Source organism: Nocardia sp. NPDC050630 (assembly GCF_044457245.1).
GTDB lineage: Bacteria > Actinomycetota > Actinomycetes > Mycobacteriales > Mycobacteriaceae > Nocardia.
In genome coordinates, this window is sequence record NZ_JBITGN010000003.1 from 63,741 (window position 1) to 78,127 (window position 14,387).

General features: G+C 65.9%; 1 pseudogene. It reads left to right on the forward strand.

The features are described from left to right. Window positions 1–43: 43 nt before the first annotated feature. Window positions 44–14,383: pseudogene (locus tag ACIBG0_RS10660) on the forward strand (amino acid adenylation domain-containing protein); the annotation flags it as partial. Between the last annotated feature and the right edge of the window lie 4 nt (window positions 14,384–14,387).

The window sequence follows — 14,387 nt, forward strand, 5'->3', positions numbered from 1 at the left end:
GTGTGTTGGCGTTCGCGCGCGGTGCGCGACAGGGGTTCGGCGCATGACGCGGCCGAATCGCGAGCGGCCCAACCGGACTCGACGCCCCCGGATCAAGACCCTGCCGCAATTGCTCACCACCGCCGTGGAGGCCAATCCGGCCGGACCCGCGGTCGTATTCGCGGATGCGACGACGACATTGGCGCGGTTGAGTTATGCCGAACTCGATGATCGGTCGAACCGCTTGGCGCGCTTGCTGATCGAGCGCGGTATCGGGCCGGAGGATTTGGTCGCGGTCGGTATTCCACGCTCGGTGGAATCGATCGTTGCGGTGTGGGCGATCGCCAAGGCCGGCGCCGGATTCGTGCCCGTCGATCCGAACTATCCCGCCGATCGCATCGCCCACATGCTGTCGGATTCCGGTGCGGCACTCGGCCTTACCGTTGCGGCGGTGGAGCTGCCCGATGGTCCGGAATGGCTCGCCATCGATACCTTGGACATGGCGGCATATTCGGCGGAACCGATCATCTACGCTGATCGGCTCCGGCAGCTGCGCGCCGAGCATCCGGCCTATGTCATCTACACCTCCGGATCGACCGGTACGCCCAAGGGCGTAGTCGTCACCCACGCGGGGCTGTCGAATTTCTGTGATGAGCAGCGCGAGCGCTACACACTGACACCCGATTCGCGCACACTGCATTTCGCCTCACCCTCCTTCGACGCATCGGTGTTGGAGTTGCTGCTCGCGTTGAGTCGGGGCGCGACCATGGTCGTGGCCGCACCGACGGTGTACGGCGGTACGGAACTGGCCGCACTGCTGCGCCGAGAGCGAGTGACGCACGCCTTCATCACCCCGGCCGCGCTCGCCTCGTTGCCCGCCGATGGGCTGGACGAGCTGCGTGTCGTGGTCGCGGGCGGTGAAGCCTGTCCGCCGGAATTGGTGCAGCGCTGGGTATTACCGATCGCTGATGGCCGCATCCGGGAATTCTTCAATGGCTACGGTCCGACCGAGACCACGATCATGACGAATATCAGCGCACCGCTGGTGCCGGGCGAACCGGTGACCATCGGTGGTCCGATCCGCGGGATCACCGAATATGTGCTGGACTCCGAGCTCGCGCCGGTGCCGGGCCGGGTCGTCGGCGAGCTCTATATTTCCGGTGCGCAGGTGGCCCGCGGTTATCACGACCGACCAGGTCTGACCGCCGCTCGGTTCGTAGCCGATCCGTTCGGTGCGCCGGGTTCGCGGCTCTATCGCACCGGCGATCTGGTGCGGTGGACGGCCGAGCGCGAGTTGGAATACCTGGGGCGCAATGATTTCCAGGTGAAGATCCGTGGTTTCCGCATCGAACTCGGTGAGATAGACGCGGTGCTCGCCGCACACGACGGCATCGATTTCGTGGTTACCGTCGGTCACGAACAGGACAGTGGCGCCACGATTCTGGTGTCGTATGTGCGTGCCGTCGATGGTGTCGTGATCGATACGACGGAGCTGACCGAGCTGGCCGCAAGCAAACTGCCCGCCCATATGGTGCCGAGCGCCATTATGGTGCTCGATGAGATCCCGCTGACCCCGGTCGGCAAGTTGGATCGCCAGGCGCTGCCCGCGCCACAGTTGCGCACCAAGACTTTCCGCGCGCCGTCGGGTGCCATCGAGCCGGTAGTTGCCGAACTCTTCGCCGAGGTACTCACACTCGAAGTGCCGGTCGGTGCCGATGACGACTTCTTCGATCTCGGCGGCAATTCACTGATCGGCACCCAGCTGATGGCGCGCCTCGGTGCCGCGCTGGATGCCAGGATTCCGGTGCGTCTACTTTTCGAGACGCCGACCGTCGCCGGGCTTGCTGCCGCAGTGGCGGAACATGCCGGGGCTGGTGACCGCAAGGCATTGGTTGCCGGTCCGCGTCCGGAGGCGATTCCACTGTCGCTGGCTCAGCAGCGGATGTGGTTCCTGAATCGGTTCGATACCGGATCGGCGGCCTACAACATTCCGATCGCGGTGCGTTTGAGCGGTGCGCTGGACGTGGCCGCGCTGCGCGCTGCGGTCGCGGATCTCGTTGCGCGACATGAGGTTCTGCGGACGGTGTATCCCCACACCGACACCGGTCCGGTGCAGTTGACTTTGCCCGCGGATGAGTCGGCGCCTGAGCTGACGGTTCAGACCGTTGCCGCCGAGCAACTCGAATCGGCTGTGCGCGAATTTCTTTCGACAACCTTCGATGTGACCGCAGAGGTGCCGCTTCGGGTCGGCTTGTTCCAGGTCGAGGACGCGCAAGCCGAGTTCGTATTGGCGCTGGTGGTGCACCATATCGCGGGTGACGGCACCTCGATGGGGCCGTTGACGCGCGATCTGGTGACCGCTTACGCCGCACGGTCGGCCGGTTCTGTGCCCGGATGGGCACCGTTGCCAGTGCAGTACGCCGACTACAGCATTTGGCAGCGCGAACTACTTGGCCGTGAGGACGATCCGGAGTCGTTGGCGGCCGGACAGATCGCCTACTGGCGCGACGCACTCGCCGAACTGCCCGATCAACTGGACCTGCCGACGGATCGGCCGCGCCCCCCGGTGCAGTCCTTCGCCGGTGGCAAGGTTCCGGTGCATATCGATGCCGAAACCCACCGGGCGCTGGTCGAATTGGCGCGCGTCGAGGGCGCGACGCTGTTCATGGTGGTACACGCGGCCCTTGCGGTATTGCTGGCCCGGTTGTCGGGCACCGATGACATCGCCATCGGTACGCCCATGGCAGGTCGTGGTGAGGCGGCGCTGGACCAGCTGATCGGCATGTTCGTCAACACCCTGGTGTTCCGGACCAGGGTCGATGAATCCGTGCCGTTCACCGAACTGCTCGCGCGGCAGCGCGAGACGGATCTCGGGGCCTTCGCCAATGCCGATGTGCCGTTCGAACGACTCGTCGAGGTGCTGAATCCGGTCCGCTCGACCGCACGTCATCCGCTGTTCCAGGTGGGGTTGTCGTTCCAGAATCTGGCCGCGACGAGTCTGGAACTGCCCGGACTGACCGTGTCGGCGGTGGACTTCGATGCCGCGGTATCGCAGTTCGATCTGCACTGGATCATCGGCGATCACTACGACGAGATGGGCCAACCCGCGGGCATCAGTGGCGCCGTCACCTATGCCCACGATCTGTTCGACGAGCGGACGGTGCAAGGCTTCGTGGCTCGATTCGCGCGTTTGCTCGGCGAGATCACGGCGGCACCGCGCGCTGTCGTCGGTGAGTTGGAACTGCTCGACGCCGCGGAATGGACCGAACTGGTGTCCGGCCGCAATGCGACCGACCACGCGGTGGATGCGACGGCGACACTGGTGTCGCTGCTGGATGCGACCGTGGCCGCCACACCGGGCGCGGTGGCGCTGATGGCCGCGGACGGCGAACCGATGACCTACGCCGAGCTGGACGCGCGGGTGAACCGTCTTGCGCGGCACCTGATTTCCCGGGGCGTCGGGCCGGAGTCGCGGGTGGTGCTCGCCTTGCGCCGGTCGGTGGATCTGGTTGTCGCGATGTACGCGGTTGCCAAGGCCGGTGCCGCGTATGTGCCGGTGGATCCGGACCAGGCCGCGGAGCGGACCGATTACATTCTGGGTGCCGCGGCACCGGTCTGCGTATTGACCAATGCGGCAGCGGATTTCGATACCGAGCTGGCACCTGTGGTGCGACTGGACCGACTCGATCTCGGTTGGGTCGACGCGACACCGATCGCGGACGACGAGCGGGTCCGGCCGCTGCGCGCGGCGAATACCGCGTACGTGATCTTCACGTCGGGTTCTACCGGGCGGCCGAAGGGCGTGACGGTTTCGCATGCCGCGATTGTCAACCAATTGCTCTGGAAGACGACCGAATTCGTACTCGGCCCAGGCGACGCGGTGTTGCTGAAGACGGCCGCCACCTTCGATCTGTCGGTGTGGGAGTTCTGGTCGGCGGCCGTATTCGGCGGGCGTTTGGTGCTCGCCCACCCGGACGGGCATCGCGATCCGGATTATCTGAACGATCTGATGGCCCGGGAGTCGGTGACCACGCTGCATGTGGTGCCGTCGATGCTGGACGCGCTGTTGACCGGTCGGCTGCCGTTCACCTTACGACGGGTGCTGGTCATCGGTGAGGCACTGCCCGCGGAGTTGGCGCAGCGGTTCCGGGACACCTATCCGCAGAAGGAACTGTTCAATCTGTACGGGCCGACCGAGGCCGCGGTGTCGGTCACCAATCATCGGGTGACCGACAAAGATGCGGTATCGGTGTCGATCGGTGCGCCGGAGTGGAACAGCCGCGTCTATGTGCTGGATTCGCGGTTACGTCCGGTGCCGGTCGGCGTTTCGGGTGAGTTGTATTTGGCCGGTGCGCAGTTGGCGCGCGGATACTTCGGTCGGGTCGATCTGACTGCCGAACGGTTCGTGGCGAATCCGTTCGAGTCGGCTGCGCGCATGTATCGCACGGGTGACCTGGTTGCCTGGAATGCTGATGGCGAGCTGGAGTATCGCGGTCGCACCGACTTCCAGGTGAAGATCCGTGGATTCCGGATCGAGCTGGGTGAGATCGAGGCGGCACTAGTCGCACTGCCGCAAGTTACGCTGGCGGTAGTGCTCGCCGATGCCGATCAGCGGACCGGTGATCGACTCGTCGCCTATCTGGTTGGCGATGATATCGATGTGGCACAGGTGAAGTCGGCGCTGGTCCACGTGCTGCCGTCCTATATGGTGCCCGCTGCCTACGTGGTTCTGGCCGCACTGCCGCGCAACGCCAACGGCAAGCTGGATCGGAAGGCGTTGCCCGCGCCCGAGTTCGAGACCCAGGTCTTCCGTGCGCCGTCGACGCCGATCGAGGAGATCGTTGCCCGGGTGTTCGCCGAGGTGCTCGGGGTGGATCGGGTCGGAATCGATGACGACTTCTTCGCACTCGGCGGCAATTCACTGATCGCCACTCAGGTGGCGGCGCGGCTGGGTGCCGCGTTGGATACGCAGGTGCCGGTGCGGGTGTTGTTCGAGGCGACCACCGTCGCGGCACTGGCGGTCCGGGTCGAGCAGCGGGTCGGCTCCGGTCGCAGGCCGCCACTCGCCGCGGCTACGCGGCCGGACCGGGTGCCGTTGTCGCTGGCACAGCAGCGGATGTGGTTCCTGAACCAGTTCGATACCGATTCGGCCGCGTACAACGTGCCGGTAGCGGTGCGACTGTCGGGTGCACTGGATCTCGATGCACTGCGGTTGGCGGTTGCCGATGTGGTGGCCAGGCATGAGGTGCTCCGCACCGTGTATCCGACTCGCGACGGTATCGCCTACCAGGTGATTCTGCCTGTGGGACAGGCCGTTCCGGATCTGACAGCGGTCGATGTGGCTGCCGATGAGCTGCGGGATCGAATCATCGAACTGGTCAGTGCCGGATTCGATGTCACCGCCGAAGTGCCCGTGCGTGCTGAATTGCTGTGCTGTGCAGGCGAATACGTGTTGGTGCTGGTAGCCCATCATATCAGCGCTGATGGCTGGTCCATGGGCCCGCTGACCCGTGACCTGATGCTGGCCTACGTCGCTCGAACGGGCGGATCCGCTCCCGCATGGACACCGTTGCCGGTGCAGTACGCCGACTTCGCGCTGTGGCAGCGGGCGGTACTCGGCTCGGAGTCCGATCCGGAGTCACTTGCCGGACAACAGGTGTCATATTGGCGACAGGCTCTTGCCGAGCTGCCGGATGAGCTGAACCTGCCATCGGATCGGATTCGGCCTGCCGTCCCGTCGTTCGTCGGCGGCCGGTGCGATATCCCGATCGATGCGCATGTGCACGCGGGGCTGCTGCGCTTGGCCCGCGAGCACAATGCGACCCTGTTCATGGTGGTCCACGCCGCGCTCGCGGTCCTGCTGGCGCGCCTGTCGGGCACCGACGATATCGCCATCGGCACACCGGTCGCCGGGCGTGGCGAGGCCGAACTCGACGATGTCATCGGCATGTTCGTCAATACGCTCGTGCTGCGTACCGAGGTGCCGGGCGGCAGTACCTTCGCCGAACTGCTGGCCCATGCCAAGGATGTGGATCTACAGGCCTTCGCGCACGCCGATATTCCGTTCGAGCGGTTGGTGGATCTGCTCGAACCGGAACGATCGACGGCACGGCATCCGCTGTTCCAGGTGGCGCTCTCGTTCGAGAACCTGCCGGACAACTCGTTCGAGCTGCCCGATTTGCGGGTCGCCCCAGTGGATTTCGATTTCATCACCGAGAAATTCGATCTGTCGCTGGCGATTCGCGAGTCGAGTGCGGGTATGTTCGCCGCATTCACCTATGCGCGCGACCTTTTCGACGACGCGACGGTGCGCGGCTTCGCGGACCGGTTCGTGCGGCTGCTCACCGCGATCGTCGCCGATACGGAAACACCGATCGGTGATCTGCCGCTGCTGGCCGACTCCGAACTCGCCTTCCTGACCAGGGTACAACCGGATCACGTGATGGCTGGTGGGCTGCTGCCCGATCTGCTGTTGCGCGGGCTGCGCCTCGGGGCCGACCGTGTCGCGATCCGGTACGCGGGCCGCTCGATCAGCTACCGCGAACTCGATCGGTACTCGTCGCGGTTGGCCAGGGTGCTGATCGAGCGCGGTGTCGGCCCGGAAAGTCTGGTCGCGCTGGCATTTCCGCGCTCCTACGAGATGGTCGCCGCCGTGCTGGCCGTCGCGAAGGCCGGTGGCGCACATGTGCCGGTCGACCCGAACCACCCACTGGAACGGGTCAGGTACCTGCTGACCGACTCGGCCGCGGTCATCGGACTGACCTCGGTCGAATACCTCGCTGACCTCCCCGACGACGTGCCGTGGCTCGCGCTCGGCGATCGGGCGACGGAGGCATTGTGCGCCAACCGATCCGCCGCGCCGATCACCGATGCCGACCGGATCACCCCGCTGCGTCTGCACAACCCGGCCTATGTCATCTACACCTCGGGTTCGACCGGTATCCCCAAGGGTGTCACGGTGACCCACGCCGGACTCGGCGGCCTCCTGGAACATGCCATCGAGCTCTACCGTTTGGAGCCCAACCGCCGTTTCCTGCATATCTGTGCGCCGAGCTTCGACCCGTCGGTACTGGAATGGCTGTGCGCATTCTCTGTCGGCGCGACTCTGGTGATCGTGCCGTCCACCGTGCCCGGTGGGGACGAGCTCGGTGAACTGCTGCGCACCGAACAGGTCACGCACGCGATCATCACTCCCGCGGTCCTCGGCACGGTGGATCCGGCCGGCCTGGAGCACCTCGAGGTGCTATCCGTCGGTGGCGATGTCACGACACCGGAACTGCTGGCCAAGTGGCAGCCCGGTCGCAGGTACTACAACGGTTACGGCCCGACCGAGACGACCATTATTTCGTCGTATGCGCAATTGTTCGCGGGACAGCACATTACGATCGGTCGTCCGGTGCGCGGCATGTCCGCGCTGGTGCTGGACTCCCGGCTGCACCCGGTGCCGCCCGGAGTGACAGGTGAGTTGTATCTGGCGGGCGGCGCGCTTGCCCGCGGTTATCGGAACCGAGCCGGGCTGTCCGCGGAGCGTTTCGTGGCCGATCCGTGGGGCGAGCCGGGGGGTCGGATGTACCGCACCGGCGATCTGGTCCGGTGGTACGCGACTGCCACAGGGACCTGGGAACTGGATTATGTGGGGCGCAGCGACTTCCAGGTGAAAGTTCGCGGCTTCCGTGTCGAACTCGGTGAGATCGATGCGGTGCTCGGCAGCCACGACGATGTCGCGTTCGCCGTCACTCTCGGTCGCGAAACTGCCGCTGGTGCGACGGCACTGGTGTCCTATGTGCTTCCAGTGGCCGACCGTATCGTCGACCAGGACGGACTAACGGAATTCGCGGCGCGAGTACTGCCTTCGCATATGGTGCCCTCGGCGATCGTCGTCCTCGACGAGGTGCCGCTGACCAGCAATGGCAAGCTCGATCGCACAGCGCTACCCCAACCGCAGTTCACCGCCGCGGTATCGCGGGCACCTTCCAGCCCGCTGGAATCGCGGATCGCGGACTTGTTCGCGCAGGTCCTCGGCGTGCGGCAGGTCGGAGCCGATGACTCCTTCTTCGCCATCGGCGGCGACAGTATCGTCTCGATCCAGTTGGTTTCGCGGGCCAAGGCGGTCGGAATCGGCTTCACGCCGCGCGATGTCTTCGAGCAGAAGACCGTCGCCGGATTGGCGCGGGTCGCGGTGCTCGGTACCGATCCCGCGCCGGTCGTGCTGGCGGAGTTGCCCGGTGGTGGTGTCGGCGATATCCCGCTCACCCCGGTGCTCGCGGGCTTCCTCGAGAACGGTTCGTTCGGCCGATTCGCGCAGACCCTTGTGCTCGCGCTGCCGGAAGGCATCGACAGCACCGGACTGACCACCACGCTCACTGCCGTGCTCGATCACCACGACATGTTGCGGGCGCGGGTATGGCAGGTCGACGGACGGTGGTGGCAGCAGGTCGCCGCGCCGGGAACCCTCGACGCGTCGACGCTGTTGTCCGAGGTGCAAGTCTCCGACGAAACCGAGCTCAACCGAATCGGCAATGCCGCTGTGGCTTCCGCGCTGGCGGCACTGGATCCGGCCGCGGGCCGGATGGTCGCGTTCAGTTGGCTGCGCAGGTCGAATGCACGCGATCTGCTGGTCTTCGCGGCGCACCACTATGTGATCGACGGCGTGTCGTGGCGGATCCTGATTCCGGACCTCATCACCGCATGGGCCCAGCGCTGCGCGGGGATGGCCATTGCGTTGCCGCCGGTCGGAACATCGTTCCGGCGTTGGGCGCACGGCCTGGTCGAGGCGGCTGGTTCGCCGTCCCGGACGGCCGAGCTCGACTACTGGCGCACTGTGCTGGCCACACCGGATCCCTTGCTCGGTACGCGTGCGCTCGATCCCACCGTTGATACGCACGCGACGGTACGGCAGTTGACGGTCGAGGTGCCGGTCGATGTCGCCGATGCGATGCTGACCGCAGTACCCGCGCTGTACCGGGGCGGGGTCAACGACGGTCTACTCGCGGCACTGGCCATGGCGGTGCGGACTTGGCGCGCGCGACGCGGTATCGACCTCCCGGTCACCAGAATTCGACTCGAGGGCCACGGTCGGGAAGAAGCGACCGTGCCCGGCGCCGATCTGACTCGCACGATCGGCTGGTTCACCAGCGTGTACCCGGTTGCGCTCGATCTCACCGGCGTTGCCGACGAGACCGCGGCGGTACTGCGCTCGGTGAAGGAGCAATTACTCGCGGTTCCGGATCGGGGGATCGGCTTCGGGCTACTGTGCCAACTGAATTCGGGTCTGGCCGGTGATATCGGACAGATCGGCTTCAACTATCTGGGCCGGATAGCCGCCGGCGGCGCACCGGAGTTGTCCGATCCGGCCTGGCTCCCGTCCGGCGATCTGGGTGACCTCGACGACAGCCAGGATCCGGCACTGCCCGCATCGGCCGTGGTCGACATCAATGCGATCGTCGTCGATACCGAGGCCGGACCGCGGATGGACGTGGTGTTCAAGTACGCCGCTGAAATCCTCGACGCGGCGGCGGTTCAGGAACTGGCCGACGACTGGCTCACCGCACTGACGGCGGTGGCCCGGCACGTAGCCGACCCGGACGCTGGTGGTCTCACACCCTCGGACGTGCCGCTCGTGTCCACCACCCAGCACGAACTCGACAGCTGGCGGACGAACTATCCGGGCCTGGTCGAGGTACTGCCGCTGTCGCCGCTGCAAACCGGCCTGCTGTTCCTGATGGAAATGCTGGCGGAGTCGGTCGACCCCTACGTCATTCAGGTGGCCGTCGAACTCTCGGGCGAATTCGAACTCGACCGTCTGCGCCGCGCGGCACAGGCGGTGCTGGACCGGCACGCGAATCTGCGCAGCGCCTTCACGTTCGGCGCGAACGGTAAACCGGTGCAGCTCATCGCCGACGCGGTTCGGGTGCCGTGGCGGGTGGTCACCGAGGTGCCGGACACCGACCTGCCCGATCTGCTCGCCGCCGACCAGCGCACCGGATTCGATGCCGCGCTGGCGCCGCTGTTGCGATTCACGGTGTATCGCACCGCATCCGGGCGCACGCACCTGGTGCTGACGGCCCATCACATCCTGCTCGACGGCTGGTCCATGCCGCTGCTGATGAAGGATCTGCTGATCCTCTACGCGACCAGCGGCGATACCGCGCTGCTGCCCGCCGTGCGGCCGTATCGCGACTATCTGGCGTGGCTGTCGCGCCAGGACCGCGAAGCCACACTGCGCGCGTGGGAAACCGCGCTGACCGAGGTCACACCGACGCTGCTCGCGCCCGCGCTGGTGCGCCCGGCTGTGCTGGACGACGGATTCGGCCCGGACAACGGATTCGGCAGGGCCGCATTCGAACTGTCGGCGACCGAGACGGCCGCGCTGAGCTCCTTCGCCGCGGCGACCGAGGTCACCGTCAATACGGTGCTGCAGGCGGCGTGGGGCGTGGTCGTCGCGGGTATCACCGACCGTGATGATGTCGTCTTCGGCGTCACCGTTTCCGGACGTCCACCGCAGCTCGACGGGGTCGACGCGATGGTTGGCCTGTTCGTGAACACCATCCCGGTGCGGGTCCGATTCGATTCGGCCACAACGGTTTCGGAGCTACTCACCGCGCTGCAAGGCGAGCAGGCGGCGCTGCTGGAGCATCACTATCTCGGGCTGGCCGATGTCCAGGCGATCGCGGGTGGCAGCGAGTTGTTCGACACGCTGGTGGCCTACGAGTCGTACCCGATCGATGCCGATGGCCTGCGGCAGGCGGGTAGCGCCGTCGGCGGGCTGGTGGTCAGTGGTGTGAGTTCGGTCGACTACACCCACTATCCGGTCACCGTGCGGGCGGAGTTGGGCAGCGAGCTGCGAGTAGAGGTGTTGTATCGCCGCGATGCCGTCGCGGATTCGGCGGCGCAGGCGCTGACCGAGCGGTTGCGCACTGTGCTCGGTGCATTCGTCACCGCCGATTCGGTTGCGGCCGTGCGTGATAGCGCGGGGTCCGATGTAATCACCCAGGTTCGATACTGGCGCACCACGCTGGCAGGACTGCCGGATGAGTTGACGTTGCCCATGGACCGTCCGCGCTCGACCGTGCCCTCTTATGACGGCGGGCAGGTCGTGCTGCAGATCGGGGTGCACCTGCACCACGAACTGCGTCGGCTTGCCGAGGCCAGGAATACCTCGGTATTCGTGGTGGCGCATGCGGCTTTCGCGGTGCTGCTGGCGCGATTGTCCGGCATGAGCGATATAGCCATCGGTGCGCCGGCCTCGGGAATCACCCTCGACAACGCTGTGGTGCTGAGCAATCCGAGTGCGACCTTCGGTGAATTAGTCGCCGTCGGTCCCACCGACGCCGCCGGGGTCCCTGGGACCTTCGAGAACACCGTGGTGCTGCGCACCGAATACCACCCGAATGCGACGTTCGATGAACTGCTGGCGGCGGTCGGTCTGGTCGATGCCGCCGCATTCGCGCACGTCGATGTGCCGTTCACACAACTGGTCGAGATACTCGATCCGGTCCAGGTGACCGGCAGGCATCCGCTGTTCCAGGTCGCGATGGGGCATCACGCAACGGATCCGTTCACGGTGGACCTGCGGCTCTCGCTGAACGAGCGGATCGGCCCGCGCGGTGAAACCCAAGGCGTGCTGGCCGAATTCACCTATGCGACAGATCTTTTCGACACAGCGACGGTACAGGGCTTCGCCGATCGATTCGCCCGGATCCTCACCTCGGTCGTCGCCGATGCCGCCGTGATCGTCGGTGATATCGAGCTGCTCGGACCCAACGAACGCACCAGGGTGCTGCACGAATGGAATTCGCGCGGTGCGTGGGTGCCCGCCGCGACATTGCCCGATCTGATTGCCGATCAGGCCCGGCGCAGGCCCGACGCGGTGGCGGTTCGATTCGGCGATACCGCGCTGAGCTTCGCGGAGCTGCGGCGGCGGGCGAACCGGGTGGCCAGGGCGCTCATCGCTGCCGGTGCCGGGCCGGAATCGCTGGTAGCCGTCGCGGTTGCCCGTACCGAGGAGTTGCCGGTCGCACTGCTCGGCGTGCTCATCGCGGGTGCGGCGTATCTGCCGATCGATATCACCTATCCGGCGCAGCGGTTGGCCTTCGTGCTGTCGGACGCGGTGCCGGTCTGCGTGCTCACCACTGCCGAACAACGTGCCGATGTGCCGGTCGGCGAGTTGCCGGTGATATTGCTCGAAGAGACAACGGAATTCGATGACCGACCGGTCAGCGATGCCGATCGCATCGCACCGCTGCTCCCGGATCATCTCGCCTACGTCATCTACACCTCCGGTTCGACGGGTGTGCCGAAGGGCGTTGGTGTGGCGCATCGCAATGTGGTCGAGCTGTGCGCGAATACCCAGCCGCTGTTCGGTTTCGATGAGACTGATGTGTGGACACTGTTCCACTCGTTCGCCTTCGATTTCTCGGTGTGGGAGCTGTGGTGTGCGTTGGCCACCGGCGGCGCGGTGGTCGTGGTCGACTATGCGACCTCACGGGCACCGGAACTTTTCCGCGAGTTGCTGATTCGTGAACGGGTGACGGTGCTGAACCAGACTCCGTCGGCCTTCTATCAGCTCATCGAGGCCGATCGGGCGGCCGATGGGGATCGCGAATTCGCACTGCGGCATGTCGTATTCGGTGGCGAGGCATTGGATCTGCGGCAGTTGCGGCGCTGGTACGAGCGTCATGACCCGGATGCGCCGCGGCTGGTGAATATGTACGGGATTACCGAAACCACGGTGCACGTATCGTTCCTTGCGCTGGACAAGCAGCTCGCGGACAGTCCGGACAGCCACATCGGACGTGCGCTCCCCGGTTTGGACGGGTATGTGCTCGATGAGCGCCTGCATCCGGTGCCGGTCGGAACACCGGGGGAGATCTATGTGGCCGGAGCCCAGCTGTCCAGGGGATACCTCGGCAGGCCGGGGCTCGCGGCGGCGCGTTTCGTTGCCAATCCCTTCGGCGCGCCGGGATCTCGCATGTACCGCACCGGTGACCTCGGTCGCTGGGGCCACTCCGGACTCGCCTATGCCGGGCGCAGTGATCAGCAAGTTCAGTTGCGCGGCTTCCGAATCGAGCTCGGCGAGATCGAATCCGCGCTGCTGCGCTGTCCCGGTGTGAGCCAGGCGGTGGTGCTGGTCCGCTCGAGCGAACGTCTCGGGGATCAGCTCGTCGGGTATGTGGTGCCCGCGGCCGGTGCCAGCATCGATGCGGATGAATTGCGTGTGCAAGTGGCCGAATTCCTCACCGGGTATATGGTTCCCGCCGCCATCGTGGTGCTCGATGTCATGCCGCTGACGCCGAACGGCAAGCTGGACCGGCGCGCGCTGCCCGAACCCGCATTCGAGGCACGCCAGTACCGCGCACCGGCGACGCCGATCGAGGAAACAGTCGCTGCCGCCTTCGCGGAGGTGCTCGACCTCGACCGATTCGGTATGGACGACAACTTCTTCGAGCGCGGCGGCAATTCGCTGATCGCCACGAAGCTGACCGCGCGGCTGAGTTCGATACTCGGCGACAAGATTCCGGTGATGCGGATATTCACCGCGCCGACCCCATCGGACTTCCTGGCCGAGCTGGCTCGCCGGGCGGGTGGGCAGGTCGAGGGCGAGGTGGCCTTCGATGTGGTGCTGCCGCTGCGTGCGACAGGTAGCGCCGATCCGCTGTTCTGCATCCATCCGGTCTCAGGTATCGCATGGTCGTTCGCGGGACTGGCCGCCTACCTCGATTCCGACCGGCCGATCTACGGCATCCAGGCACCGACCCTGGCCGCACCCGCGGTACTGCCGGACACGATCGAGGAGTGGGCCGCGATCTACGTCGATGCGATCCGATCGGTCCAGCCGAAGGGGCCATATCACCTGATCGGGTGGTCGATGGGCGGTGTCTTCGCCCATGAGATCGCGGTGCAGTTGCAGCGAGCCGGACAGCGGGTGGCCACGCTCGCCGTGATGGACAGTTATATGGCCGATCCCCCCGACGAACGCGCGCAAGGTGCGGGCTCACCCGTGCCGGTGGCCGAGCTGATCGGCGGCCTGCTCGGCGAACAGGCCGGTGACCTCGGCTTCGCCGCCGATATCGACTTGGCGCAACTCGCCGAGCGGCTGGTCGAGCTGCCGGAGCCGTTCGCCTCCTTCGGCTCCGAGCGGTTCACGCGGGTGCTGGATACGGCGGTGCACTCGGTCGTGCTGCGCAATGACTACCAGCCCGCTCGATTCCACGGCGACGTCATCTACTTCACGGCGGCGTTGGACGATCCCACCGGCTCGATCGGCGCGTCGATTTGGGCCGAGGTGGTCGACGGCGCAGTCGACAACCGCGCCGTGCCAACAACCCACTGGCGCATGACAGCCGCCGAAGCCCTCGCCGAAATCAGCAACGTACTCACCGACCTCTGGCACCAACCCCTCTAGGCAT